28 protein-coding genes are annotated in these 23,466 nt (G+C 56.0%); 10 read left to right on the top strand and 18 right to left on the bottom strand.

What is annotated here, in order from left to right; translation table 11 throughout:
* The first annotated feature begins 20 nt into the window (after nucleotides 1-20).
* The 7 genes from AC1Q6I_RS26520 to AC1Q6I_RS26550 all read left to right on the top strand — a co-directional run bounded on the left by AC1Q6I_RS26520 (nucleotide 21) and on the right by AC1Q6I_RS26550 (nucleotide 7,541).
* Entirely contained in the window at nucleotides 21-434 is a 414-nt protein-coding gene (locus AC1Q6I_RS26520) for a MerR family transcriptional regulator (protein WP_256579810.1), read from the top strand.
* On the top strand, nucleotides 431-673 hold the full coding sequence (locus AC1Q6I_RS26525; RefSeq protein ID WP_102605310.1) for a DUF2933 domain-containing protein: 243 nt from the start codon (nucleotides 431-433) through the stop codon (nucleotides 671-673). Before AC1Q6I_RS26520 ends, AC1Q6I_RS26525 begins: the two co-directional genes overlap by 4 nt.
* A 185-nt stretch (nucleotides 674-858) precedes the next feature.
* Nucleotides 859-1,200 carry a hypothetical protein gene (locus AC1Q6I_RS26530; RefSeq protein WP_102605311.1) on the top strand — a complete coding sequence of 114 codons (342 nt, stop codon included), beginning with the start codon at nucleotides 859-861 and terminating at the stop codon, nucleotides 1,198-1,200.
* Nucleotides 1,201-1,298: 98 nt separating this feature from the next.
* The gene (locus AC1Q6I_RS26535) at nucleotides 1,299-2,555 is read left to right on the top strand and encodes a TolC family protein (protein ID WP_102605312.1); all 1,257 of its coding nucleotides are present in this window, start codon (nucleotides 1,299-1,301) and stop codon (nucleotides 2,553-2,555) included.
* Nucleotides 2,552-4,036 (top strand): efflux RND transporter periplasmic adaptor subunit, encoded by a 1,485-nt coding sequence (locus AC1Q6I_RS26540; protein WP_102605313.1) that lies wholly within the window; start codon nucleotides 2,552-2,554, stop codon nucleotides 4,034-4,036. Before AC1Q6I_RS26535 ends, AC1Q6I_RS26540 begins: the two co-directional genes overlap by 4 nt.
* The gene (locus AC1Q6I_RS26545) at nucleotides 4,033-7,191 is read left to right on the top strand and encodes an efflux RND transporter permease subunit (RefSeq protein ID WP_102605314.1); all 3,159 of its coding nucleotides are present in this window, start codon (nucleotides 4,033-4,035) and stop codon (nucleotides 7,189-7,191) included. The genes AC1Q6I_RS26540 and AC1Q6I_RS26545 overlap by 4 nt, the downstream gene beginning before the upstream one ends.
* Nucleotides 7,188-7,541: a copper-binding protein gene (locus AC1Q6I_RS26550; protein ID WP_102605315.1), complete on the top strand. Its 354-nt coding sequence runs from the start codon at nucleotides 7,188-7,190 to the stop codon at nucleotides 7,539-7,541. Before AC1Q6I_RS26545 ends, AC1Q6I_RS26550 begins: the two co-directional genes overlap by 4 nt.
* Nucleotides 7,542-7,809: 268 nt before the next feature.
* Here the strand turns inward: AC1Q6I_RS26550 and AC1Q6I_RS26555 are convergent, their stop codons facing one another.
* From AC1Q6I_RS26555 to AC1Q6I_RS26570, 4 genes are all read right to left on the bottom strand, one after another.
* On the bottom strand, nucleotides 7,810-8,472 hold the full coding sequence (locus tag AC1Q6I_RS26555; RefSeq protein ID WP_102605316.1) for a methyltransferase family protein: 663 nt from the start codon (nucleotides 8,470-8,472) through the stop codon (nucleotides 7,810-7,812).
* A 170-nt stretch (nucleotides 8,473-8,642) separates the two neighbouring features.
* The gene (locus AC1Q6I_RS26560) at nucleotides 8,643-8,918 is read right to left on the bottom strand and encodes a hypothetical protein (protein WP_102605318.1); all 276 of its coding nucleotides are present in this window, start codon (nucleotides 8,916-8,918) and stop codon (nucleotides 8,643-8,645) included.
* A complete protein-coding gene (locus AC1Q6I_RS26565; RefSeq protein ID WP_102605319.1) occupies nucleotides 8,911-9,201 on the bottom strand; it encodes a hypothetical protein in 291 nt (96 codons plus the stop codon). The genes AC1Q6I_RS26560 and AC1Q6I_RS26565 overlap by 8 nt, the downstream gene beginning before the upstream one ends.
* 649 nt (nucleotides 9,202-9,850) lie before the next feature.
* Entirely contained in the window at nucleotides 9,851-10,039 is a 189-nt protein-coding gene (locus AC1Q6I_RS26570; protein WP_102605320.1) for a co-regulatory protein PtrA N-terminal domain-containing protein, read from the bottom strand.
* Between the two features lie 214 nt (nucleotides 10,040-10,253).
* On the opposite strand from AC1Q6I_RS26570, the gene AC1Q6I_RS26575 reads away from it, so the two are divergent.
* Together AC1Q6I_RS26575 and AC1Q6I_RS26580 are read left to right on the top strand one after the other, a co-directional pair.
* Complete coding sequence (locus tag AC1Q6I_RS26575; protein ID WP_102605321.1) at nucleotides 10,254-10,937, top strand: heavy metal response regulator transcription factor; 684 nt, start codon at nucleotides 10,254-10,256, stop codon at nucleotides 10,935-10,937.
* Entirely contained in the window at nucleotides 10,934-12,307 is a 1,374-nt protein-coding gene (locus AC1Q6I_RS26580; RefSeq protein WP_102605322.1) for a heavy metal sensor histidine kinase, read from the top strand. The genes AC1Q6I_RS26575 and AC1Q6I_RS26580 overlap by 4 nt, the downstream gene beginning before the upstream one ends.
* 47 nt (nucleotides 12,308-12,354) lie before the next feature.
* On the opposite strand, the gene AC1Q6I_RS26585 is transcribed toward AC1Q6I_RS26580, so the two are convergent.
* The gene (locus tag AC1Q6I_RS26585; protein ID WP_146013720.1) at nucleotides 12,355-12,861 is read right to left on the bottom strand and encodes a hypothetical protein; all 507 of its coding nucleotides are present in this window, start codon (nucleotides 12,859-12,861) and stop codon (nucleotides 12,355-12,357) included.
* Nucleotides 12,765-13,400 carry a DNA-binding protein gene (locus AC1Q6I_RS26590; RefSeq protein WP_102605324.1) on the bottom strand — a complete coding sequence of 212 codons (636 nt, stop codon included), beginning with the start codon at nucleotides 13,398-13,400 and terminating at the stop codon, nucleotides 12,765-12,767. Before AC1Q6I_RS26590 ends, AC1Q6I_RS26585 begins: the two co-directional genes overlap by 97 nt.
* A 186-nt stretch (nucleotides 13,401-13,586) precedes the next feature.
* Between AC1Q6I_RS26590 and AC1Q6I_RS26595 the strand changes: the two genes are divergently transcribed.
* Nucleotides 13,587-14,603 carry a tyrosine-type recombinase/integrase gene (locus AC1Q6I_RS26595; protein WP_102605325.1) on the top strand — a complete coding sequence of 339 codons (1,017 nt, stop codon included), beginning with the start codon at nucleotides 13,587-13,589 and terminating at the stop codon, nucleotides 14,601-14,603.
* 555 nt (nucleotides 14,604-15,158) lie between these two features.
* On the opposite strand, the gene AC1Q6I_RS26600 is transcribed toward AC1Q6I_RS26595, so the two are convergent.
* Genes AC1Q6I_RS26600 through AC1Q6I_RS26655 form a run of 12 tightly spaced genes read right to left on the bottom strand, consistent with a single transcriptional unit; the run spans nucleotide 15,159 to nucleotide 23,451 of the window.
* Nucleotides 15,159-15,797, bottom strand: coding sequence for a KfrB domain-containing protein (locus AC1Q6I_RS26600; RefSeq protein ID WP_102605326.1), 639 nt, complete (start codon nucleotides 15,795-15,797; stop codon nucleotides 15,159-15,161).
* Nucleotides 15,798-15,844: 47 nt separating this feature from the next.
* A complete protein-coding gene (locus AC1Q6I_RS26605) occupies nucleotides 15,845-16,327 on the bottom strand; it encodes a KfrB domain-containing protein (protein ID WP_102605327.1) in 483 nt (160 codons plus the stop codon).
* 14 nt (nucleotides 16,328-16,341) lie between these two features.
* Nucleotides 16,342-16,947 (bottom strand): phospholipase D family nuclease, encoded by a 606-nt coding sequence (locus tag AC1Q6I_RS26610; protein ID WP_102605328.1) that lies wholly within the window; start codon nucleotides 16,945-16,947, stop codon nucleotides 16,342-16,344.
* Nucleotides 16,937-17,266: a TrbM/KikA/MpfK family conjugal transfer protein gene (locus AC1Q6I_RS26615; RefSeq protein ID WP_102605329.1), complete on the bottom strand. Its 330-nt coding sequence runs from the start codon at nucleotides 17,264-17,266 to the stop codon at nucleotides 16,937-16,939. Before AC1Q6I_RS26615 ends, AC1Q6I_RS26610 begins: the two co-directional genes overlap by 11 nt.
* A gap of 29 nt (nucleotides 17,267-17,295) precedes the next feature.
* Nucleotides 17,296-18,198: a lytic transglycosylase domain-containing protein gene (locus tag AC1Q6I_RS26620; protein WP_102605330.1), complete on the bottom strand. Its 903-nt coding sequence runs from the start codon at nucleotides 18,196-18,198 to the stop codon at nucleotides 17,296-17,298.
* Nucleotides 18,182-19,210 carry a P-type DNA transfer ATPase VirB11 gene (gene virB11 / locus AC1Q6I_RS26625; RefSeq protein WP_102605331.1) on the bottom strand — a complete coding sequence of 343 codons (1,029 nt, stop codon included), beginning with the start codon at nucleotides 19,208-19,210 and terminating at the stop codon, nucleotides 18,182-18,184. The genes AC1Q6I_RS26620 and virB11 overlap by 17 nt, the downstream gene beginning before the upstream one ends.
* A gap of 9 nt (nucleotides 19,211-19,219) precedes the next feature.
* Nucleotides 19,220-20,503: a TraB/TrbI/VirB10 family type IV secretion system protein gene (locus AC1Q6I_RS26630; RefSeq protein WP_102605332.1), complete on the bottom strand. Its 1,284-nt coding sequence runs from the start codon at nucleotides 20,501-20,503 to the stop codon at nucleotides 19,220-19,222.
* Nucleotides 20,504-20,505: 2 nt separating this feature from the next.
* Nucleotides 20,506-21,297 (bottom strand): TrbG/VirB9 family P-type conjugative transfer protein, encoded by a 792-nt coding sequence (locus tag AC1Q6I_RS26635; RefSeq protein ID WP_102605333.1) that lies wholly within the window; start codon nucleotides 21,295-21,297, stop codon nucleotides 20,506-20,508.
* 24 nt (nucleotides 21,298-21,321) lie between these two features.
* Nucleotides 21,322-21,987, bottom strand: coding sequence for a VirB8 family type IV secretion system protein (locus AC1Q6I_RS26640; protein ID WP_102605334.1), 666 nt, complete (start codon nucleotides 21,985-21,987; stop codon nucleotides 21,322-21,324).
* 3 nt (nucleotides 21,988-21,990) lie between these two features.
* Nucleotides 21,991-22,854, bottom strand: coding sequence for a TrbL/VirB6 family protein (locus AC1Q6I_RS26645; protein ID WP_102605335.1), 864 nt, complete (start codon nucleotides 22,852-22,854; stop codon nucleotides 21,991-21,993).
* On the bottom strand, nucleotides 22,842-23,246 hold the full coding sequence (locus AC1Q6I_RS26650; RefSeq protein WP_102605336.1) for a hypothetical protein: 405 nt from the start codon (nucleotides 23,244-23,246) through the stop codon (nucleotides 22,842-22,844). The genes AC1Q6I_RS26645 and AC1Q6I_RS26650 overlap by 13 nt, the downstream gene beginning before the upstream one ends.
* The gene (locus tag AC1Q6I_RS26655) at nucleotides 23,239-23,451 is read right to left on the bottom strand and encodes a hypothetical protein (protein WP_102605337.1); all 213 of its coding nucleotides are present in this window, start codon (nucleotides 23,449-23,451) and stop codon (nucleotides 23,239-23,241) included. The genes AC1Q6I_RS26650 and AC1Q6I_RS26655 overlap by 8 nt, the downstream gene beginning before the upstream one ends.
* Between the last annotated feature and the right edge of the window lie 15 nt (nucleotides 23,452-23,466).

Raw genomic sequence — 23,466 nt, forward strand, 5'->3', positions numbered from 1 at the left:
TCAGCGAACAGGAGGATCTAATGAACATTGGTGAGGCGGCAAATGTCAGCGGTTTGTCTGCTCGGATGATCCGCCACTACGAGCGCATCAATCTGATCCCGCCGTCACAGCGCACGCGGTCTGGCTATCGCGTCTACTGCGAGCGCGATGTACACGTTTTACGCTTCATCCACCATGCACGAGATCTGGGATTATCGATCGAGCGGGTTCGTGCCTTATTGGCGTTATGGCGGGACCGCAATCGTCCTGACGACGAGGTTCAGGCCATAGCGCTGAGCAATATCGATGCGCTGAATGCGCGCATTACCACGCTTCAGGTCATGTGCGAGGCCCTGTCGTATCTGGCCGAGCATTGCGATGATTCTGAGCAACCACCTGGGCAGGCTCTGGATGATCTACCCCCCAATGACTTGCCCGATAGGAGAGCATCATGACTCGTAATAAACCCTCAATGGTTCAGCTGGGCATCGGTGCAGCCATTATCCTGGCGGCTGCCTATGTCTTGTTTCCTGCTTTTCAAGCCTGGATCGCGGCGAACGCACTGATCTTTCTGGTGCTGCTGTGTCCGCTGTCGATGGTGTTTTGTATGCGCAACATGCACAAGGATGCACCCACTACCGATGACACACAGGAGGTCAAACCGACCAAACGTGATTCACACGATATGCCGTAAGCGGTAACTATTTCCACGCTCAGCGAGTTGGGCCTGGTTGTTTATCAGCGAGTTGGGCCTGGTTGTTTAACGCGTCCTTGTTTCTGCACGAGGAGGTTCCTATTGACCTTCAGACTCTAGCCAACGGGCTCTTCCTGACAGATTCGTAATTGTACAGTCCGCTACCAGCCGCTAGACTCCCCCGCATGAAACGCTATCTGCGGTGCTGCCTCATTTTTCTGATTAGCCTGGCGCTTCCCCTCAGCGGGATGGCGGGCGTTCAGGCACCGACAGAACCGTGCCCCATGAAAACGACGGGCATGGCGATGATGGGTGATATGGGGCAGGACTGCTGTCACGACATGAAAAGCCCCTCCGAGCATGGCAAACCCTGCAAGCCTGGCCAGGAATGCAAGACCGGCGGCATGCTGCAAGTATCAATCATCAAGCCTGTCACCCGCTTGTCCAGTCCGCTGGTGCTATCCCTCTTCAGCGACTTCCTGGCCGCTCATACCCCGTCCGGGGTGTGGCGACCGCCTCGTATTTGATTTCTTTACCACATTGAGTCTCATCCCGCCCTGGCGGGATGGCATTTCTGCGTGCCTGTCTAAGAGGCGCGCAGTGGAACATCACAGGAATCGTGAGCATGAACCCCAAACGCTATTGTGCAGGTTGGCCCGTCGTGGCTGCCCTGGCGGCAAGCGTGCTGGCCCTGCCGAGCCTAGCTGCCCCCCTAACACTCGATGAAGCGTTGCGACTGGCCGAAAACAATGCCCCGTCATTGACCGCCCAGGCGGCCAAACTGCAAGCCGCCAGTAGCGCAGCCATCCCTGCCGGTGAATTACCCGATCCAAAGTTAAAGCTCGGCGTACAGAACTATCCCATTGGCGGTCCCGATCGCTGGAGCATTGACCAGGACTTCATGACCATGCAGATGGTCGGGGTCATGCAGGACGTACCCAACCGCGACAAACGCAAAGCACGTATTGAGGTCGCTGAGGCGGCCGTTGACCGAGCTGCGGCCGAAGGCCGTGTGGAGCGTCTGAATGTCCGTCAGGCCACGGCATTGGCCTGGATCAGCAGCTACTCCGTCGAACGTAAGGAAGCGCTGTTCCAGGACTTTTACAAAGAAAATCGTCTATTGACCGATACCGTCCGCGCGCAGATCGCCGGTGGTCGTGCTCAGCCTGCCGATGTGGTTACGCCGAAACAGGAGGCAGCTCAGTTGGCGGAACAACAGGACGAACTGATCCGCCTGCGTGCGCAAGCCCAAGCGGCCCTCAAGCGCTGGATTGGTCCGGCGGCCAACGACGAGCCAACTGGTGGCTTGCCGCAATGGCCCGTCGATACGTCAGGTTATTCCCATAAGCTGCAACATCATCCTGCGCTGGCGGCTTTCACGCCGATGACCCGCGAAGCCGAAGCCAAGGTGCGTGAAGCCGAGGCGGAAAAGCAGTCCGACTGGAGCTGGGAACTCGATTACCAGCGCCGCGGGCGGGAGTTCGGCGATATGGTCAGCGTGCAATTCACCTTTGACCTGCCGCTGTTCCCCGGCTCCCGACAAAATCCCAAGATTGCCGCCAAACACGCCGAGCTGAATCAACTGGAAGCCGAGCGCGAAGCGCTGACACGCGAGCATACCGAGCAATTGGAGGCGGATCTGGCCGACTACGAGCGTCTGAACCGTGCCGTACACCGCAGTCAGGACAGCCTGGTACCCCTGGCCAAGGAAAAGGTCGGACTGACCATGGCCAGCTACCGCGCCGGTAAAGGCGACTTGGCAGCTGTCGTCGCGGCTCGACGTGAGCTCATCGAGGCCCGTCTCAAACAAATCGACGTCGAAGAACAGCGAGCCCTGACCAATGCGCGCTTGTATTTCAATTATGGGGAAACCAGCCAATGAGCACTCGAATCTGGAAAACGGCTGTGTTGACTGGCTTGTTGGTCGCCCTGGGGATTGCAGGCGGTTACTGGTTCGCTCAACAACGCATGAACGGAATGCCTAGTGCACTCGCCGAGCAGAGTCCCAAGACGCAAGACGAACGCAAGGCACTGTATTGGTACGACCCGATGCAGCCGCAACAGAAATTCGATAAGCCGGGCAAATCGCCCTTCATGGATATGGAGTTGGTGCCCCGATACGCTGATTCCGCGGCGGACAATGCGGCCATGAGTATCGACCCAAGCCTGACCCAGAATCTCGGCCTGCGCCTCGCAACCGTCACTCGTGGAGTCCTGGCCTCCAGCCTGGACGTGGTCGGTGTGCTGGCGTTCAACGAGCGGGATGTCGCCGTGATCCAGGCGCGTACCGCGGGTTTTGTGGAACGGGTTTATGCCCGTGCGCCAGGCGATGTGCTGAAAGCCAATGCGCCATTGGCGGATATCCTGGTACCGGAATGGGCTGCTGCTCAGGAAGAATTCCTCGCACTTAAACGTAACGGCGATGCTGACTTGTTGGCGGCGGCACGCCAACGGCTGCGCCTCACGGGGATGCCGGCGGCGCTGATTACCCAGGTAGAACGCAGCGGCAAGGTCCAGCCGAACCTGACCCTCACCAGCCCCATTAGCGGTGTGCTGCAAGAGTTGGATGTGCGTACGGGGATGACCGTGGCGGCCGGCGAGACCCTGGCACGCGTCAATGGTTTGAGTAGCGTCTGGCTGGCGGTGGCCGTTCCAGAGTCGGAGACTGGATCAATCGTCGTCGGTCAAACGGTAGAAGCACGCCTGCCAGCCTTCCCGGGGACTGTGCTCAACGGCACGGTCAGCGCGATTCTGCCGGAAACGAATCCGGACAGCCGCACCGTTCGCGTACGCGTCGAACTGCCCAACCCTGACGGGCGCCTCAGACCCGGATTGACGGCGCAGGTGCGGCTGAATCGTTCGACTGAGCAAAGCGTGTTGTGGGTGCCAAGCGAGGCGCTCATTCGCACCGGCCGACGCGTCCTGGTGATGCTCGCCGAAGACGCTGGTCGCTACCGGCCGGTAGAGGTGCAACCCGGGCAGGAAAACGACGGCAAGACCGTGGTGTTGAAAGGTCTGGAAGAAGGCCAGCAGGTGGTTTCCTCCGGACAGTTCCTGCTCGACTCCGAGGCCAGCCTCAAGGGTATCGTCGCCAGCACGCTGGACATGCCACCACCTGCTGCCGCGACACACGCCTTGCATGAGGCGGATGGGCAGATCGTCGAGATCAACAGCAAAGACGTGACCCTCGCCCATGGGCCGTTCAAGACGCTGGGCATGCCAGGCATGACCATGACCTTCCCATTGGCGGACCCTGCGCTCATGCAAGGACTGAAGGCGGGCGACAAGGTTCGGATTGCAGTGAGCCAAACCGATGATGGGTTGCGCGTTGAGCGCCTGGAAAAACTAAGGGGCCAGCCATGATCGCCGCCCTTATCCGCTGGTCCGTGGCCAACCGCTTCCTGGTACTGCTGGCCACGCTATTTGTCACCGCTTGGGGCATCTGGTCAGTTCAGAGCACGCCCATCGATGCACTGCCAGACCTCTCTGACGTTCAGGTGATCATCCGTACGCCTTATCCGGGACAAGCGCCACAGATCGTTGAGAATCAGGTGACCTACCCGTTGGCCACCACCATGCTCTCGGTACCGGGGGCGAAAACCGTGCGCGGTTATTCCTTTTTCGGCGACAGCTTCGTGTATGTGCTGTTCGAAGACGGTACCGATATGTATTGGGCTCGCTCGCGGGTGTTGGAGTACCTGAGCCAGATACAAAGTCGCCTGCCCGCCAGCGCCAAACCGGCCTTGGGACCCGACGCCACGGGGGTGGGCTGGATCTATCAGTACGCCCTCGTGGATCGCAGTGGTGGACACGACTTAGCTCAACTGCGGGCCTTGCAGGACTGGTTCCTCAAATTTGAACTGAAGACCCTGCCCAATGTGGCGGAAGTGGCGACGGTGGGCGGCATGGTCAAGCAGTATCAGGTACAGCTCGATCCGCTGAAACTGGCCAACCTGGGCATCACTCAGGCGCAGGTCACCGAGGCGATTGGCAAGGCCAACCAGGAAACCGGTGGTGCGGTGCTGGAGATGGCGGAGACCGAGTTCATGGTGCGCGCTTCTGGCTACCTGAAGACCCTCAATGACTTTCGCGCAATTCCCCTCAAGCTCGGTGCGGGTGGCGTGCCGGTCACCCTGGGAGATGTGGCCACGATCCAACTGGGGCCGGAGATGCGTCGCGGCATCACCGAACTCGACGGTGAAGGTGAGACCGTCGGTGGCGTGGTGATTCTGCGCAGTGGCAAGAACGCTCGCGAGACCATTGCGGCGGTCAAGACCAAACTCGACGACTTGAAAAGCAGTCTGCCGGCGGGGGTAGAAATCGTCACCACCTACGACCGCAGCAAGCTGATCGACCGCGCCGTGGAAAACCTCAGCCACAAGTTGATTGAAGAGTTCATTGTCGTCGCCTTGGTCTGCGGGATATTTCTGTGGCACCTGCGCTCATCCCTGGTGGCCATTATCTCCTTGCCGGTTGGGGTGCTAATTGCCTTCATTGTCATGCGCCACCAAGGGATCAACGCTAACATCATGTCACTCGGCGGGATCGCCATTGCCATCGGCGCCATGGTCGATGCCGCCGTGGTGATGATCGAAAACGCCCACAAGAAAGTTGAGGCTTGGCACAAGGCCCATCCAGGGGAAGAACTGAAGGGTGAACATCACTGGCATGTGATGACCGAAGCGGCGGCCGAAGTCGGGCCGGCATTGTTCTTCTGTCTGTTGATCATCACCCTGTCGTTCATTCCGGTGTTCACCCTGGAGGCTCAAGAGGGCCGTTTGTTCGGGCCACTGGCCTTCACCAAAACCTACGCCATGGCTGCTGCGGCCGGATTGTCGGTGACTCTGGTGCCCGTGCTGATGGGCTACTGGATTCGCGGACGGATTCCCAATGAGGAACAGAACCCGCTGAACCGTTGGTTGATCAGGATCTATCAACCGGCCCTGGATGCGGTGCTGCGTCGGCCAAAAATCACCCTGCTGATCGCAGTACTGATCTTTCTCAGCGCGATATGGCCGATGTCTCGCTTGGGAGGGGAGTTTCTTCCACCGCTGGACGAGGGCGATCTGCTCTACATGCCTTCGGCGCTTCCGGGGTTGTCGGCGCAGAAGGCGGCGCAGCTGTTGCAGCAGACTGACCGCCTGATCAAGACGGTGCCCGAAGTCGAACACGTTTTCGGTAAAGCGGGTCGCGCTGAAACCGCCACCGATCCGGCACCGCTGGAAATGTTCGAGACCACTATTCAGTTCAAACCACGCGAGCAATGGCGACCCGGATTGACCCAGGAGAAGTTGGTGGAAGAGTTGGATCGGGTGGTGCGTGTTCCGGGACTGACTAATATCTGGATACCGCCGATCCGCAATCGCATCGACATGCTCGCTACCGGGATCAAGAGCCCGATCGGGGTGAAAATTGCCGGCACCAATCTGACGGAGATCGATGCGGCTACTCGGGCCGTCGAGCGCGTGGCCAAGGATGTGCCCGGTGTCAGTTCGGCCCTGGCCGAACGCCTGACCGGTGGCCGCTATATCGATGTGGATATCGACCGTAAGGCCGCTGCCCGCTATGGGCTGAACATCGCTGATGTGCAATCGATCGTGGCCGGCGCTATCGGTGGTGAAAACATCGGAGAGACCATTGAAGGGCTCGCTCGCTTCCCGATCAACGTCCGTTATCCCCGTGAGTGGCGTGACTCGCTCGGCGCCTTGGAACAGTTGCCGATCTACACCCCACTGGGGAGCCAGATCACCCTCGGCACGGTGGCAAAGGTCAAGGTCAGTGAAGGACCACCGATGCTCAAGAGCGAGAACGCCCGACTTTCAGGCTGGGTGTATATCGACGTACGTGGCCGAGATATTGCCTCGGTGGTCGCCGACCTGCGCCGGGTCGTCAGCGAGCAAGTCAAACTGCAGCCAGGCATGAGTTTGAGCTACTCGGGGCAGTTCGAATTTCTTGAGCGGGCCAATGCACGGCTCAAGCTGGTGGTGCCGGCCACGCTGCTGATCATTTTCGTCCTGCTCTACCTGACCTTCGCCCGCTTCGATGAGGCCTTGCTGATTATGGCCACCCTGCCGTTCGCATTGACTGGCGGCGCATGGTTTCTCTATCTGCTGGGGTTCAACTTGTCGGTGGCCACCGGTGTCGGCTTTATCGCCCTGGCCGGTGTATCGGCCGAATTTGGCGTGATCATGCTGCTCTACCTGAAAAACGCCTGGGCCGAACGTGAAGACCTCGGCGACAGCACTGAGCGTGGGCTGGTCGCGGCGATTCGTGAAGGCGCGGTGCAACGCGTTCGACCCAAGGCCATGACCGTGGCCGTCATCATCGCCGGTCTACTACCCATCCTTTTGGGCAGCGGTACCGGTAGCGAGGTCATGAGCCGCATCGCCGCGCCGATGGTCGGCGGTATGGTCACTGCGCCCTTGCTTTCCCTGTTTGTCATTCCGGCAGCCTACCGTTTGATGCGCCGCCGGCACCTTCCCGCTGTACCCACAACCCCAGAAGGAAAAATCGTATGAAACTGACTCTAATTGCAATTGTAACCGCCGTAGCCACGCTCTCTTTCAATGCCTATGCAGAGGAGATGGATATGGGGGGGAAATCAATGCAAACCATGAACATGGGCCAGACAGCCAAGGAGGTGTCCGGAGCCAAAGCGGAAGGCATCGTTAAGGCGATTGACTCTGAAAAGCACATGGTAACGATCGCTCATGGCGCCGTTCCGGCGGTGCAGTGGCCTGCCATGACCATGGCATTCAACGCAACAACCAAACAACTGGCAGGTCTGAAGGCTGGGGATCGAGTAGCGTTTGAGTTTCGTGCCGAGGGAATGACAGCCACTATCGTGTCGATCAAGACGCTGAAGTAACACTGGCATGGCTGGCTGGTTCGGCATTCAGTAGCTGATATCGGGCCAGCCATCAGCCACTAATAGGCCGTATTGGCCAGCGAAAGTCTTGCCGCCACGCTTGCCGTGCAATGAAGAGTTGATTGCTCCACCATCCTCTTGTTTTGCTCCTTTGGTTTAGAGGATGGTTTTAGGCGCCTGAGGTAGGCGCCTTTTTTTCGGTCAACAAGTATTCTGTGCGACCCGTTTCTGGTGACGTGTTCGTCACGCAGGCTCAGAGAACACTAGGCTATTGCTGATAAGCAAAGAGCAGTGAATGGATGAACTCCCGCCAATTCCGCAGGCGTGGGAACAACATTGGCACCTGCTGCCGATAGGCCTGATATTCCTCGCCAAAGCGCTCGGTCAAGGCCGATTCCTCCCGCTTCGCCAGGCGGACATAAGCCAAGACGATTATGGGAAACAACAGTAACGTGATAACCGTCGGCCAGTGAACGATCTGCCCGAAGACCGCCAGCATGATCCCGGTGTATTGCGGGTGGCGGACCACACCGTAGACACCCTGTGTCGCCAGCTTCCCCTCCAGACTTGTGCGGTAAACCTGGACCCAACCCCGGATCAACAGAGCCAAGCCGACCACGATAAACACGCCGCCCAACATCATTTCCAGCATGGCCCCGGTAGCACCGTAGCCCAACATCGTTGCCCAGAGATGGCCCGAGTATCCGGTCAGCGGGAGATCTATTCCCAAAAAACCAGTCAGCAAATAAATAGTTAGTGGGAAGCCATACATCTCGGCGTATAACGCGATGATGAACGCTTGCACCAAACCTGCGCCCATCCAGTCGCGCCAGCTGCGTGGGGCGGCGAAACGGTAGAGGACCCAGGATGCGATGAGCACCATGATCAGCACCCAACTCCAACGCCCATAGTGCATGGCAAAGTCATTCATGATAAGGCTCCTTCTCGATCAACAGTGGATCGGCATTCAGCGCCGGCACCTGGAAGAAACATGGGAGCATCTGAGTAGCGATACGGCTTGTGCGCAATACCACTACTCAGAAGTGGTTTTTTGTGTAGCTCTGCCTAAGAGGCACACAAAATTAGCGGCTGAACGAGCTGTTACTTCACATTACTGCCGCCTTGAGGGGACTCACTGTTCATATGCTTGTTCATGCTTTCCATCATTGTATTGCAGCTCTTCATCATAGTTGACATCTCCTTCTTCATATCCTTCATCGGCATTTTACCGCCATCCATCATCGGCATATCCTTTCCCTTCATCATGTCAGAACTGTCCTTGGTAGTGCTCTTAGGCTGTTCGGCAAAACTCGTGGAAACAGTTCCAAGAGTTAGGAGAGCGGCGAGTACGGCGGTGTAGGCAATAGAGTTACGCATAATAGTTCTCCTGATCAACGACTTGGGTTTTCGACAGGCTCTGGGTCAGCAACGGCTGATCCAGAGCCTTCTGCTCGCAGGCAGTTTTACCGCCCATGCTTTTCATGCAGAGCCCGATCATTAACAGGCAGGGCAGAATAGAAAATAGAATGGGCAGAGTGGCTGCTGAAAACAGGCTGTGGAGGTTAAAGAGCAAGGTGAAAACAACTGCAACGGCAAGCCCTGCAAGCAGTGGGTGACGTTGCAACAGACCTCTTGCGTATCGCGCTATATTTTTGGTCATGGGCTAATCCTCTATGCTTTTCAGGTATTGATTACTGACATACCTCAGACACAAAACCAATGTTCAAACGTACCGGCTGGGTCATGTAGAGGCATGCGTTAGGTCCATCAAAAGAATCGATTTCTAAAATGTTCTTTTGGCTGTGCTGCTAAAAGAACGAACAAGCTTGCCCATGGTTTGGTTTGGTTTGGTTTGGTTTGGTTAGGACAGGCTGGAATACTTGGGCGGAAAAGGGTCTGGAGCAACGGGCATACGACCGAGTGAAGTGGTATAACAGTCGTATGGAGAAGACTTTAAGGTGTGCCAGATTGAAACAAGGAACGCGACCGCTCCCGTTGAGGGAATGGAACAACTTACCGAGCAAGTGACTGGGTTCAGCATATCAGGGCAGATATTCATTCTGCTCGATTCAGAAAGCATATTCTGCGCTACTGGACAGTTAAGAGAGACATTTGACGGCTCGGATTTAAACATCAAAGATTGACCATGTGCTGCCGCTACGACAAACAGCAGCACCATGAGCAGCTTGATCAAAGTTCTGTCCAGATTTTGAGCCATCACAGCACATAGCTCCCTCAACGTTGAGTACGCCTTGAGACAAGCTCAGTAGCGCTCCCGTACCACACAGCGGCTCATGCCTGATTCAAGCCTATTTATGAACCGTTACCCCCTTTAGATTAGGCGCTGGCGGCGATTTCACAGCTTGCTGCTCCATGCTTGTGCCCTGATTCTGATGAGCGGCAAAGCGGGCAATAACACGGTCTCCACCGCCTTCAGCCCACACCATGGACGACAGAAGGACCGAACCGATCACAAGCGCAGTTTTTATGAGTTGCATGAGACAGTCTCCTCAAGCGGGTAAATGTTCAACGACAACCTAGAATAGGGTTTACGTTTGGCTGTCGAGATGAGCCCTACACGGTGCTCATGGTTTCACCCTAGACGGCCCTCCCTGATGGGAACCTGAAGCGAAAATTACATTTATGTAAGCTTCTGGTGGGTAACCTCAAACCCCCGCACACTCCAGGTGTCATCTATGTGAGAACCCCCATATGAAACTCCTGTTAGCTGAAGACGAGCCGAGAATTGGTACCTACGTGCAGCAGGGGCTGAATGAGGCCGGATTCAATGTAGACCTGGTGATTACCGGTACCAACGCCCTTCAGTACGCCCTAAGCGAAGCTTATGACCTGCTGATACTGGACGTTACGATGCCCGGCCTGGATGGCTGGGAAGTGCTGCGCATGGTTCGCGCGGCAGGCAAGAATGTCCCCGTACTCTTCCTGACTGCTCGTGACCGGGTGGAGGATCGGGTTAAGGGGCTGGAGCTTGGCGCTGACGACTACCTGATCAAGCCCTTTGCCTTTTCCGAGCTGCTGGCCAGGGTTCGGAGTCTTTTGCGCCGAGGTAGCAGTGCTCCGTCACAGACCCATATCAAGATTGCTGACCTTGAAATCGATCTGATGAAGCGTAGGGCCCTTCGGGGAGGCAAGCGTATCGACCTCACGGCCAAAGAGTTTGCCCTTCTTGAACTGCTATTTCGCCGACGGGGTGAGGTGTTGCCCAAATCACTGATCGCATCGCAAGTCTGGGACATCAATTTCGACAGCGACACCAACGTCATCGAGGTAGCAATCAGGCGGCTTAGAGCAAAAATTGATGATGACTTCGACCTCAAATTGATCAGTACCGTGCGGGGAATGGGCTACATGCTCGACGCACCGGAGTCAGTATGAAGAGCCTCTCCCTGACGACACGTCTGAGTTTGATGTTCATGTTCGTGGTCACTGCGGTGCTGACTGTCGGAGGGTTCAGCTTCAACTATCTCTGTCAACAGCACTTCAATTCACTCGATGAGCATACGCTGCTCGAAAAGCTGCAAACCAGCCAGAGCATTTTGGGGAAGCTGCCTGGCATTGAGGCTTTCGATGAGCTAAAGCCACAACTACAGGCATTGCTGGGGACGAATCAAGATCTCACCGCGACCATTTCCGACAGCAGTGGAAAGGTACTCTTTGCCCATCCGGCAGCAATGAATATTCCCGAGCGGTTCCGCGATTTTGCAAGCCGCCGAGTTTGGGACTGGCAGAATCAGGAGCAGATGTTTCGCGGCATGACCGCGCAGGTCGCCGTTGCAGGGCAAGAGAAGCCCATGACGGTGATCATCGCTCTCAATGTCACCGACAATATGTTCCTCTTCGAAACCCTCAAGTGGTGGCTCTGGATAGGGTTGTTGATCTGTGCCCTCGTTTGCGCCGGTCTGGGCTGGATAGTCGCTCACAGCGGCTTGCGCCCATTGGATCAGGTGACCAGGGCCGCGGCTTCAATCTCTGCTAATTCACTCAAGGAACGTATTCCAATGGTGTCTATTCCAGTGGAGCTACGGCAGTTGGTTTCCTCATTCAACGCCATGCTGGCAAGACTGGACGACGCCTTTGGAAGGCTCTCCAACTATTCGGCTGACATTGCCCATGAGCTGCGTACACCGGTCAGCAATCTGATGACGCACACAGAGGTCGTTCTTTCAAAAAAAAGGAACGTCGAGGAGTACGAGGAAAACCTCTACTTGAATCTGGAGGACTTCAAACGCATGTCTCGCATGATCGATGACATGCTGTTCCTGGCCAAGGCGGACAATGGCTTGATCACCCCTGAGCGTGAGTGGATCGCCCTTGAGGGAGTGGTGGATACACTGCTTGAATACTACGGCCTACTAGCGGATGAGCGCGGTATTGAACTTGAGCTGTCTGGTTGCGGAAGTGTTCAAGGCGATGCCCTCATGCTGCATCGCGCTATTTCTAACCTCCTTTCCAATGCGCTGCGATATACCCCACAAGGTAAAACCATCAGGGTGCAGCTCAGCCGGAGCGACACCTCCACTGTTCTGACAGTGGAAAATCCTGGCGAAACCATCCCACCTGAGCATCTGGATAAGTTATTCGACAGATTCTACCGTGTCCATCCAACTCGACGCGAAGGCAGTCCGAGTAACGCCGGCTTGGGCCTGGCCATCATCCGCTCTATCATTGAAGCGCATCAAGGCAAGGTCTGGTGCACCTCTGCCAACGGCTGGACCGCCTTCCACTTGGAGTTTCCCGCGCCATAAGGGGACGGCAGTCAGCTCAGATCGAAACTACATCCTCATTGCCCCTATCAGGACCGACTACCCTCAACCCTGAGCTTCGCCAGCTGACGGGATAACCCCGCGTTGTCTTGCTGGATGAGCTGCTTTTCTGTGGCCAACTCGCTCAATTGGGTTTCAGTGTGGGTTAAGCGTTCCGCCAGTAGGCTTCGCTCCCGCTCGGTCACGGCCAGGTTCGTCTGCGCCTCAGCCAAAGACTCCGTGCCATGACCATGGCGCTGTTCCAGTGCCTGATGCATTTGCTTCAACTCGGTGAGTTGAAGTACCACATGCTCATGCGCGCTGCGGCTTTGGGTGAGCGCTTCCTGGGTCGTGAGCAGCGTATTCTGTAGGTGATCATTGTCTTGCGACTGACGCTGTTTCTGTGCCTGCAGTTCACCCAATTGGGTTTGCTGAGAGAGCAGGCGTTGCCGGAGTTCACTCAGTTCGTGCTCCAGGCGCTGCTGGCGTTGTTCAGCGCTCTGGCGCTCGTCGGCGCGTTGCTGAGCAACCGATACCTGGTAATGCTCAGATTGCACCTGCGCTGCTGCAGTTGTTGGGTCAGTGAGGCCACCTCGCAGGCGCGATCAGTCAGGCGCTGTTCGAGTCCGAGCTTCTCACTGCCCAGACCGGCCAAGACCACCGCCTGACGCTGCACGGTTTCTGCCAGCCCTTGACTGCGCGTAGTGGCGGCGGCCAGCGCCTGGGCCTGCTGCTCCTGAACGCTGAGTAACGCGTCGTGCTCCACGAAAGCTTGCTGCAACTGCTCCTGCAACGCGGCGGTAGCTGCCTGATGCAGCTGCTCAGCCTGCTCGACTTGCAGGGCCGAATCCGCCTGTACTTTTTCGTACACACCTTTCACCGCCAGGACGAGTTCGGCCGGCAGCCCCAATTCGGCCTGGGCCAGCGTGCCGGGGTGCGCGGCTTTCCAGCGCTTCAACAAGGGTGCAAGCGTGCTTTTGCTGCCGGTCCCGCCCAAGGCGGCACGGATGCTGTCGATCGTGGGATTGTGGCCGTCGGCTACGAGCCGCTCAGCAGCATGGGCGACATGCACATAGAGAACGCCGGAACGGGCCATGAACACCTCGGATTTTTTCGTACCGTATTATGGACAACGTAATACATCGATTTAAGTACAGAATAGTTAAGCCCGGTGAGACTGCCAGCTGACCCACGATAAAGGTCACTTATCGTGGGTGAGATGTTCATGATCGGCATTCACTTCTATAATCCGCAGTACACATGGCCTAAACAGGCATTCTAGATGACGGCAAACAATAAGGACGAAGGCGTCCCCTCGATACTGTTCGGCGAACGGGCGGCGCAGGCGCGTACCCACGGTACGCTTGCCACGCCCGAGCAGTTGGCTCAGCAACATCAACGTTTTCTTGCGGCGGCCACCTCCGACAACACCCGGCGCACCTACCGCTCGGCCATTCGTCACTTTCAAGCCTGGGGCGGCGGATTGCCGTGCGACGAGGCGTTGGTGATTCGTTACCTGCTGGCCTTTGCCGAAGTATTGAACCCGCGCACCCTGGCCCTGCGTCTCACAGCGTTGGGGCAATGGCACCGCTATCAGGGCTTTCCCGACCCGGCCGCGAGCGCCACCGTACGCAAGACCTTGCGCGGTATCGAGCGGGTGAACGGGCGTCCTCGACAAAAAGCCAAAGCCCTGCTTCTGGGAGATCTCGAACTCATCGTGGCGCACCTGGACACGCTCGAAGGGCTCGCCGCGCTACGTGACAGCGCGTTGCTGCAGGTGGGCTATTTTGGAGCATTCCGCCGCAGTGAGCTGGTCACGCTGGAGGTTCGAGATCTGCAGTGGGAACGGGAAGGTCTACGGATCACGCTGCCGCGCTCCAAAACCGATCAAGAGGGTGAGGGGCTGGAGCGAGCGATCCCTTACGGCGACAGCCTCTGCTGCCCAGCGAAGGCGCTGCGCAGCTGGTTGGAGGCCGCGCAGATTGAGCAAGGCCCGTTGTTTCGACGCATCAGTCGCTGGGGCGTCGTCGGCAAGGTGGCGCTGTACGAGGGTAGCGTTAATTCGATCCTCGCCGCGCGGGCCGGCGCCGCAGGACTGTTGTATGTGCCCGAGATGAGCAGCCACAGCCTGCGCCGAGGGCTGGCCACCAGTGCTTACCGTGCCGGGGCGGACTTTTTAGAGATCAAGCGCCAGGGTGGCTGGCGGCACGATGCTACCGTACATAGCTATATCGAGGAGGCTAGAGCCTTCGAAGAAAACGCCGCCGGCTCGTTACTACGGCGTAAGCCATCAACCTAGCCCTCAACTCCTAAGGGCATTGGATTTGACACTTGATTGCGCAGTCGAATATAGGCTTCCTAAGGCTACATTCCAAGGCGACATGCTCGAAACGTGGTTTACATGCACCCACAAAACTTTGGACTCAGCCCGTGCTAACTGAGGTGTTGGTAAACCAGCTCCAAGCCCATGAGACCCGGAAAATCTTAAGAATTGACGGCGGGCCCGCTGAGGAACCTGCCACCAATGATTTTGGAGTGTTCGCGGAAAAATAAAAAAGCGATTAAGAATAGACAGTTACGAACTAAGTGAGTGAATTTCCCCCTTATCTCGGCATTACTCTACCCGGTAAACCTGACGCTTAGACTTGGTGAAGGGTTAAGCAAAGGGCTGGATTGTGCGTTTTGTTTATGCGAAATGATGACTCATAAAAAACTATATAAATCATATCGTTACAGAACGAATGTCCTAATTTTCCCTTATCTCGGCATTACCCCGACAGCATGGCGCGCCATCACATTTATCGCAGGCAGCAAAAAGGGGGCAAAGCCCCCTTTTCAAACAATCTCCCTTTGTTCAGCCTCGGCCCATTCCGCCAAATCCCTTGGGCTGGTGCGAAGGCACCTTTTGTTCATGCTGCAGCTGACGATCTTTGACTATGCCCACACCGGCGAAAGGGTAACGAATCGACAAGTCTTTGCCAGGGTGAACAAGACCGGACTTTGCACTGCTCAGCGCGGAGCGGTCATGCGCAATGTGCGTGACGCGATCACCATTCACGATCTGCTGTATGACTTGGTTCTCCTTGAACCCAACCACCTTGCCTTCGTAGGTTTTGCCAGCGACAGCGCGCTCGTACGCAGGCATATCCATCGGTTTTGACTTGGCAAGTTCTGGTTCTGCAGGCTTACCAGCTGCAGCACCGGCATGCTCCTTTTTGCTCAGCTCAAGAGCGCCTTTGAACGACGCCTTGAACTTAGCTGCACCAGGTGCATTATCAAACGGCAAATCCTTGTATGGCTTACCCTCATGCACACCGGTGCCAGCGTACATTTTCGGACGATCACCGGGCTCTTGTACCAGGATCATCGGTTTATTAGTCAAGTCAGCCTTGAACCACGCTTCTCCAGCGGCCTTTGCGTCAGTGAATACCTGACGCTCTTTGCCTTCCTGATTGATGGTGTAGGTGGTTTGAGTAACGTCTTCTTTGGCCATGTCCTAATCCTCTTATCTGTCCTAGATCTGCAGCAATTGAACGCGGTTTAAACCCGCCCTATTCCAGCGGCGCCTTTAGGCAGGTGTTCGGGTGATCTTTGCCCATCCAGCTCCATGGCTGGCTTCGCTATGCCGACGCTTTCAGACACATAGCGAATGCTCACTGATCTGTCACTGGTGAACACAGCGGCTTGCACGCTGTTGAGCGACGTGCGCTTGTGTTCAATCAAAACATCGTAACCATTGACCCGCGAAGCTTGATAAAACGACTGTGAATCGCGGTGAACAATTGGGCCATCGTAGGCCCTGCCAATGTCCGGCTGAATAGCAGGACCGTATTTTTGAAACAGTTCGAAGGATGGCTCACTACTGCGCTTGTGATCGGTCGCCCAGTCTTCGACATTCCGTGGCGAAGCGTTCACATGCTCCGCCGCGTTCTCACCAGGTCGCTTGCCTCCTGTCAGCTGATAAGCACCACGTTCACCCTGTTGCGTTCGATCCTTGTCCATTGGGTTTTCGTCTTTTTCCATTGGTAGACCCTCGCTCAATACTGCGGTTTGAAAGCTTTGCCCTGATCCCACCGGCTTTGCCAGTGGTTCAGGTATTGCTCGGCGAGATCGGCATCATTCCAAACCACCAATGCGTTCTCGCTGTTGCTCTTGGCGGCGGCAGCGGAGTAGTTGAAGCTCCCGGTTTCTACCGCTTTGCCATCCACAACGATGAATTTGTCATGATGAATCGCGTAAGTGCTGATCGTGCGCGTCGGTATGCCAGCACGTACCAGGAGTGACAGCGCGTGTTTCCCAGCCCGCGAGCCGTTGCCCTGCAGGTTGCCTTGGTAATCAGCAACCACCGCCACATCGACCCCGCGCTGTTTCGCTGTGATCAATGCTTTCGCAACATCAGGACTGGTGAACACGTAGGCCGAGAGCCTGATCGAGCTGGAGGCAGAATCAATGGTTCGCAGTACCAGGTCGCGGGCAGATCCTTCCGGAGAAAACCCCACCTCGATGCGACGTGCACCGTCTACATCGACCGCCGCCGCTGACGGCTTGGCGTCCGTGGACTGGTCCGCCCAAGCAATTGGAGACACCAAGCCAAAGAACGCGGAGAAGGCAAAAATGCGGGCGGCGTGCAACTTAGAACCCATAGCGCGAGCCTCCCCACTTATCGTTTGCTTCTTTGGCGCTGTCTTGAGCTTCAACACATTGCGCGACAAAATCCCCACGGGCTGCAGCAGTCCGGGATGGGCTGAAGTTGCCATGCTTGAACTTCACGATGCTGAAATAGCGCTTGAGATATTTGTCGCAATCACCGTCGCGGGACATGCCAAGCAGACAGAGAGTTGCACCGCAAGCATCGTCATTGCTGTTTTCCCCATTCGAAAGGTCATTAGGGGGCTGCGCGCCTGCTTGGGCAACACCGGCAAATGCCAAAGTCGCCAGAAAAGCTAAAACTTGTTTGCGCATTGGGATCTCCTTTTCTCGCATGCGAGAAATCAGTTAATTATCTGTACGAACGAAGGGGTGGCTTGCTGCTGTACGGGCGTTGCCGCTGGCTCAGCATTAGCAGTCTGCCCGTCAAAGGCTGTGAACTGCCGTTTTTCCTCGGGCGCATCGCCGGTATCCAACTGAACCTGAATCTGCGGCTTTTGCTGTGCTTGGGGTTGTGCCTGTGCTACCGCCTGACCGTTTGAATCAGTGAAGGTCAGCCACGGGCCAGCAGGCTGCTCAGAGGCTCCCTGAGCGCGCTTACGCGCTTTCGATGGGGATTTGGTGCTAGCAACTACAGGGATGGCTTGAGCGGCTTCCTGAACGTCGAACGCGGGCACAATTGGATCTTCTGGCGTTGGGTTACTTGCACGGTCGACCACTTTTTCGACGTAGGACATTTCCCCAGGATGGTCTGGTTTGAAACCGCGCAGTTCGTTGCCGCTGTAATACATCGACGTTGCTTTCAACAACGCTTCTTGCTTCGTGCTGCTGGTCTTGAGGGCCTGACTGTAATACTCGATCAGCAAATTGCTGATCGCCTGCAGGTTGCGGCAGGGCTCGAAAACGTCCTGATAGCTCAGGCCCCGGGCGCGCATGTTCGTGACAAGCAGTTGCCCCAAGCCCATCGCGTAACGGTGGCCATCCCGCTCCAGCTGTTCAGCCGTCGCAACGGCTTCACTTAGGGACTGGGGTTGACGCTCAAGACGAGTACCAACCACGCCAATGGCGTAAGGGTTGAAAGAGGATTCATTGCCTATCAGCGCTTTGAGCGTTGACGCGTGAACGTTCGGGGCGCACTTGGCTGCCAGTTCGGAGAAACGTTTAGGCTGTGATTCTTCGGCGGCAACGTGGCCGACAAGGCAGGCCGATGCGAGGATGGCCAGCGCGAATTTAGGCAGCTTTTGCATATTGCACCTCCGTGATGAATCGACGGCCATCGAAGCCGTATTCCCACTGGATCACTACGTCGATCAGGTGACGTGAGAATTCCACAAGTTGGTTTTTGGTCATGTCAGAGCCGCCACGCGATGCCATCGACGCAAGCCGGTCAAACATCAGGTCGGGGCTGTCCGAGTGGATTGTGCTGAATGAACCGCTATGGCCGGTGTTCAGCAATTCAAGATAGGGGTAAGCCTCAGCACCGCGAAGCTCGCCCATGATTGCGCGGTCAGGCGTAAGACGAAGAATCGACTCAAGGTGATCAAACGGAGTGACCCGCGCTTTGCCTTGGCCACCTCGGGAATAGATCAAATGAACCACGTTCTCGCTTTTGAGACGGATCTCGCGGGTATCTTCGATGGTGACGATCCGCTCATTAGGGTCAACATGCTGCAACAGCATATTGAGGAAGGTGCTTTTGCCAGCGTTTGTCCCTGCCGAAATCATGATGTTTTTGTGGGCCTTGACGCACCCAATGAAAAACTCCGACCAGCGCTTGGCGCGGTACAACTCGACCAGGTGATCATCGCTGTACTGATCTGGCGTGCGTGCCTCGTTGATCTGGTCAAACGCTCCCGAAGCGATGTATTGGTCCATCGTCAGCTGAACGCGGCCAGGTTTACGAATACAGACGATGCCGCCGATATGTTGCTCAACGGCAGGCGCAAGCACGCACTGGACCCGATAGTCGCCACGTTCCGAGTCCGCTACGTGGTCGCTCATGTCCATAGGGATGCGACCGGACAGGATCGGCGTATAAGCGTTGACCTCTTGCTCTGTATGCGCCGCAATCAACTCGGCCAGCGACTTGATCAGCGGAAGGGTGACGCCATCCACAACGACGGGGCGCATGAACCGGCTACCGCGATACGCGGCCCATACGTTGCCTGGACCATTGATAGCGATCTCGGATACCGCAGGGTCATCGAGCAGGAAATCAAAGCTGCGCAGCTTTTGACGGAACGAAGCAATCTCAGACATGGAAAAACCTCAGTTAATGAATTTCACGCCGCCGCTGTCAGCCTCTTTGGCTTCCTCGGCGAACTGTTCGGTGAAGTCCAAATCACGCTGCAGGTAGATCACAACGCGTGAGCCATGAGGAACGGTGACTGTCGGTTGAATGTTTGCGTACCGGCTAAGAATGGTTTGCGAGGACTCAGCAGCAGCCTGTTGCACTTCAGTACGGTACTGCGAGGCCGAGTTTTCTTGATCACCCGAGGAAACGCCGGAGTTGGAAGCACCCGCGCCGATGATCGAGACGGCAGCAGCAACGCCGAAGATCTGCGCCCAGTGGTTATCAACGACACCACCTTGGCCAGCGGAGCCCAGTTGGTCAGATCCAGCGCTATCCAATGCAATTTCCATGGCGCGACGACCCGGCAACTTGGGCATACGCAACCAGTTCCAAACGGTGAATAGGCGCTCTTGACCAGGTGACAGACTGGCGTTATAGCTCCCGCACACCGAAGACCCCCAAGGGATCATTACGCGGCGACCCTCCGCCGCATAAACGTCCTGAGCAGTGGTTACACAAATCTGACCGGGCAATTGACTCTGCGCCCGTGGCTGCAAAGTCGCCTCGATTGCAGCACCCTGCAGAACCTTGAACTGCAAATTTTCCAGAGCGCGAGCTTTCGCCACCGGTACGCCGGTGGAGTAAGTCGACGATGCGAAATTCTCGTTGGCATTGCGGGAGACGCGCCCGGAATTACCCGAGTTACCGCCCAGCAACGACCCACCGGCTGGCTGTTGAGCTGGATCTTGATCGTCACGACCTTGCGCAAAACCATCGTCCTTTGCAGTTGCAAAAATCGCGGAGCGTTGACGCGCAGCGAGCATCTTTTTGCGCGCCACCTCTTCTTGCAATTCCAACGCTTGACGCTGACGTTCAGCTTCGCTCAAGCCCTCCTGTTGAGTCTGACGCTCAGCTGTTGAACGCGGAGTGTCAGCGGGTGCGCCAGGCTCGCCATCGTTGCTCACTGGCTTGACCTTCGCCGCTTCGCGCTTAGGTGTTGGGTCCTGGACCTTGCGGCGATCAGCAGCGACTATCTCGTCGTTTTTTGCAGGGGCAGCAGGCTCGCCGCTGTCATGCTTGAGCCAGTACACAAAACCACACGCCACAACCGCCGCGCCAATCATCAGAACGCCGCTGCGCTTTCCACCAGAGCCAGCCTTTAGCATCGAGTTCGATTGCGACTCGTTCCACTCGGCCATTTCTTCTTCGCGGGTTTTGTCCGCTGGTTGATCAGTTGGTTTGATAGGTTCCTTCGCCATGGTTATGCCCCTCCCCCATCACGCGCACCCCGAGTAACAGTGCGCTTATACGGATTCGACAGGTTTTCAACGCAGATGTAGGAATTGCCGCTGCGCACCACGAACATGCTGGCCAGGCGCTGAACCACCCAATACTCACCCTCGCGGCGAGCATTGACCATTGCCTCAGTGCCGTCAGGCAGCACGCGGTAAAACTGCGGCAGATCCGCACCTTTCTTCATCAAAAACTTGGTGAACTGACCGTCATCCATGACGCCCTGCAGGCCGATGGCCTCTTTGTCACCCGAATAGCCGTAGTTGATGTTCGGGGAAGAAGGAGTACCGGTGCTGGTGACTGGCCCAGTAGCCGTAGGCGCTGGGGTATCCGCTGCATCGTTAAACGATGTGACACGGCTGGTTGGATAAACGAATCGGATCAAGTACGACTGGCTTGTTTTCGCCTTCGTACTGTTGAGCTGAAAGTAATACGTCCGCTTGGATGTAATCACCGTCATATTTGTGTCTGCATTGTCTTCCACGGGCTTCAAGAAAACCCGGTTACGGAATGGCATGCTCTGCCAGGAAATCGTGTCACCAAGTGCAACGACTTTGACCATTTCATCCGCTTCGAACTCAATGGATGTTTGGTATCCGTAAGTCCCGACCAGCTCGTAAACTTGGTTTGGGTCATAAGGCACTTGTTTGACACGGTTGTCAGAGGACAGAGCCCTCGGCAACTTTGCGGCTTGTGCATTAAATGCACACAGAGCCAAACTCAGGGCAATAGCTGTCGGTAGAGCGAACTGTTTTTTCATGATTAGTTTCCTTGTGGGAATGAATTACTGGCGGCTCAGTTCTTCACTCTTACGGTATAAAGTTGCCAAGGTGCCAAACGGGTTTTCCCAACGATCACCCAAGGCTCTAGGGACCATTGTGTGTGCAACCTTTATCGTTGCCAGGTAGGAAGTAACCCTTGGCTCTTTGTCACCCCACTTGTGATTGGTTGAAAGGAATATCACCTGATACTCATCACCAACCTTGTTCATGCGCTTGGGTTGGGCCTCGATCCAGTCGTTTTCTCCGAGCGAAGCGTATGGATTGCGTGCGTTATCAGGGCTGATCTCCTTCTCATATTCGACAGCGACATTCCGGGTCATGTACGTGTGGCAGGTATCGGACAGCTGTTGCTTGCGGCGAGGGTCAAAGGTGTTACAAGCACGAATGAAATCAAACAGAACGCCTTCGATAACAGCCTGCTCTTTATCGACGTTTTCCGCCGTAACCGTGCGCTGCTTGAGCACTTCACCATCGGCGCCGATCACCGTCACCACATTGACGAACGTCTTTGTTTCAGCCAGGAACGCGATGGCAATTGCCGACCCCAGCAGGGCTAGTGCGAACGCACCATTCAGGAAGTAACTACGGTTACGTTCTTGTTTTACCTTCTTGTGTTCGAGCTGACGCTTACGGCGTGCAATCTCATCTTTCTTCAATGTATTGTCCATTGCTTATTTCCCCAATCCTACAGTTCGCAATGCCATCATCGCCAACGAAGAACCACCGACTGTTGCGCTGGTAGCAATCGCAGCTGCCCACCCACGAACTTGCAATAAGCAGATGATCAACACGCCTTCAACGATGATAAGAGTTCCCCATTGTTGAGCGGTGATCAACGCAGCATCCGAAATGGTGGCTGTATTGGCGACTTCATCAATTGCTTGACCGAAAATCGCATATCCAAAACGAACAATTGCGATGGACAATATGTAGATCAGCGAGAAGTTCAGCATTTTGCTAAACCAGCTCATTGTCCATTGCCGTGTTTGCTCGAAAAAAACGAACCCGAGCAGTATTGGCAAGATGCACATAATGATTGCTGCACCAAACTTAGCGATCAGCATATTCAGGATTGCAGCGATAAACAAAATGCAGTTCACCGCAAACAAACCCGAACCCATGATGATCATGCCAAACTGACGCCAGCTAACGTTCATCAGCGTGCTTGCGACCTGGCCGACATTCACATAAAGCGCGTCAAGCATTGAAGTGCTATCAACACCCCGGCTCATAATTTGTGCCGCAATGGTTTCAGTCCAAGTGCCCCAAATCTGATAGAGCGCCGACCCTCCGGTTGACCAGTTGAGCGTCAGGAAGACCATAAACGTGAGCATTGCCCGTTTAACAATGTCCCACGGCGCAACAGAGATTTTGCCGTTATAGGTCTGAATACCCAGGACTGCCCAATAAGCGACGGCGATTGTCCAGACCAGGGGCTCTACCAAGCCAGCGAGATTTGGGAAGACCTCGGCGACAAAGCTAGTTGTCACCTCATCGGTCGCCCCAATCAGGCCCTTGAGGGTTAGGTCCGCCATGGATTCGATGCCCCGTACACAGACTTGAAGTGCGTGATGACCTCGGAAGAACGGAAGTCATCAGCACCAAGTGTCACGCCCGTTTCGGCTTTGATCTCTTTCGACGTTTTGTCGATGCACCCAGCGACCAGGCCCCCTTTGTACGATGGGTTCTTCATGTAGATCTCGGCGAAGCATGTCCCCGGAAACCACCTGGCCACATCAGCTTTAGTGGCTTTCAACAACGGGTTGCCAGAAGACGTTTCGATCCGTACGGGAGCATCGCCATTAGAAGCCGCTGGAGCCTCGCTACCGAACTGAAAGGTGGTGGTGTTGACGTAGATGATGGTCCCCACGACAAACCCGGCGACGATCACGCACACGGTATTGGTGACGGTGAAGAACTTAGACATTGCGGGCCTCCTTGGCCTGAATAACGAAAGGCTTGAACTCACAGGCACATGGCGACTTGTCGATCTTGCCGGTGTTGGTTACACAGCCCGAAGCCGCAGACACGATGACGAGCAGCAGCATGAACTTGCCAAACCGGTAGAACAGCCACAGAGGCCCCCAGGCCGGTACGGTGATGATCTTGAGAATCAGCCAAAGAGTTTTCATGTGATCTCCTTTTCT

The organism is Pseudomonas sp. MPR-R2A5 (genome assembly GCF_058793055.1).

Bases quoted from the DNA above. Each gene is read 5' to 3' on its own strand.
- AC1Q6I_RS26520 (WP_256579810.1), top strand. From the start codon at position 21: ATGAACATTGGTGAGGCGGCAAATGTCAGCGGTTTGTCTGCTCGGATG.
- AC1Q6I_RS26525 (WP_102605310.1), top strand. From the start codon at position 431: ATGACTCGTAATAAACCCTCAATGGTTCAGCTGGGCATCGGTGCAGCC.
- AC1Q6I_RS26530 (WP_102605311.1), top strand. From the start codon at position 859: ATGAAACGCTATCTGCGGTGCTGCCTCATTTTTCTGATTAGCCTGGCG.
- AC1Q6I_RS26535 (WP_102605312.1), top strand. From the start codon at position 1,299: ATGAACCCCAAACGCTATTGTGCAGGTTGGCCCGTCGTGGCTGCCCTG.
- AC1Q6I_RS26540 (WP_102605313.1), top strand. From the start codon at position 2,552: ATGAGCACTCGAATCTGGAAAACGGCTGTGTTGACTGGCTTGTTGGTC.
- AC1Q6I_RS26545 (WP_102605314.1), top strand. From the start codon at position 4,033: ATGATCGCCGCCCTTATCCGCTGGTCCGTGGCCAACCGCTTCCTGGTA.
- AC1Q6I_RS26550 (WP_102605315.1), top strand. From the start codon at position 7,188: ATGAAACTGACTCTAATTGCAATTGTAACCGCCGTAGCCACGCTCTCT.
- AC1Q6I_RS26555 (WP_102605316.1), bottom strand. From the start codon at position 8,472: ATGAATGACTTTGCCATGCACTATGGGCGTTGGAGTTGGGTGCTGATC.
- AC1Q6I_RS26560 (WP_102605318.1), bottom strand. From the start codon at position 8,918: ATGCGTAACTCTATTGCCTACACCGCCGTACTCGCCGCTCTCCTAACT.
- AC1Q6I_RS26565 (WP_102605319.1), bottom strand. From the start codon at position 9,201: ATGACCAAAAATATAGCGCGATACGCAAGAGGTCTGTTGCAACGTCAC.
- AC1Q6I_RS26570 (WP_102605320.1), bottom strand. From the start codon at position 10,039: ATGCAACTCATAAAAACTGCGCTTGTGATCGGTTCGGTCCTTCTGTCG.
- AC1Q6I_RS26575 (WP_102605321.1), top strand. From the start codon at position 10,254: ATGAAACTCCTGTTAGCTGAAGACGAGCCGAGAATTGGTACCTACGTG.
- AC1Q6I_RS26580 (WP_102605322.1), top strand. From the start codon at position 10,934: ATGAAGAGCCTCTCCCTGACGACACGTCTGAGTTTGATGTTCATGTTC.
- AC1Q6I_RS26590 (WP_102605324.1), bottom strand. From the start codon at position 13,400: ATGGCCCGTTCCGGCGTTCTCTATGTGCATGTCGCCCATGCTGCTGAG.
- AC1Q6I_RS26595 (WP_102605325.1), top strand. From the start codon at position 13,587: ATGACGGCAAACAATAAGGACGAAGGCGTCCCCTCGATACTGTTCGGC.
- AC1Q6I_RS26600 (WP_102605326.1), bottom strand. From the start codon at position 15,797: ATGGCCAAAGAAGACGTTACTCAAACCACCTACACCATCAATCAGGAA.
- AC1Q6I_RS26605 (WP_102605327.1), bottom strand. From the start codon at position 16,327: ATGGAAAAAGACGAAAACCCAATGGACAAGGATCGAACGCAACAGGGT.
- AC1Q6I_RS26610 (WP_102605328.1), bottom strand. From the start codon at position 16,947: ATGGGTTCTAAGTTGCACGCCGCCCGCATTTTTGCCTTCTCCGCGTTC.
- AC1Q6I_RS26615 (WP_102605329.1), bottom strand. From the start codon at position 17,266: ATGCGCAAACAAGTTTTAGCTTTTCTGGCGACTTTGGCATTTGCCGGT.
- AC1Q6I_RS26620 (WP_102605330.1), bottom strand. From the start codon at position 18,198: ATGCAAAAGCTGCCTAAATTCGCGCTGGCCATCCTCGCATCGGCCTGC.
- virB11 (WP_102605331.1), bottom strand. From the start codon at position 19,210: ATGTCTGAGATTGCTTCGTTCCGTCAAAAGCTGCGCAGCTTTGATTTC.
- AC1Q6I_RS26630 (WP_102605332.1), bottom strand. From the start codon at position 20,503: ATGGCGAAGGAACCTATCAAACCAACTGATCAACCAGCGGACAAAACC.
- AC1Q6I_RS26635 (WP_102605333.1), bottom strand. From the start codon at position 21,297: ATGAAAAAACAGTTCGCTCTACCGACAGCTATTGCCCTGAGTTTGGCT.
- AC1Q6I_RS26640 (WP_102605334.1), bottom strand. From the start codon at position 21,987: ATGGACAATACATTGAAGAAAGATGAGATTGCACGCCGTAAGCGTCAG.
- AC1Q6I_RS26645 (WP_102605335.1), bottom strand. From the start codon at position 22,854: ATGGCGGACCTAACCCTCAAGGGCCTGATTGGGGCGACCGATGAGGTG.
- AC1Q6I_RS26650 (WP_102605336.1), bottom strand. From the start codon at position 23,246: ATGTCTAAGTTCTTCACCGTCACCAATACCGTGTGCGTGATCGTCGCC.
- AC1Q6I_RS26655 (WP_102605337.1), bottom strand. From the start codon at position 23,451: ATGAAAACTCTTTGGCTGATTCTCAAGATCATCACCGTACCGGCCTGG.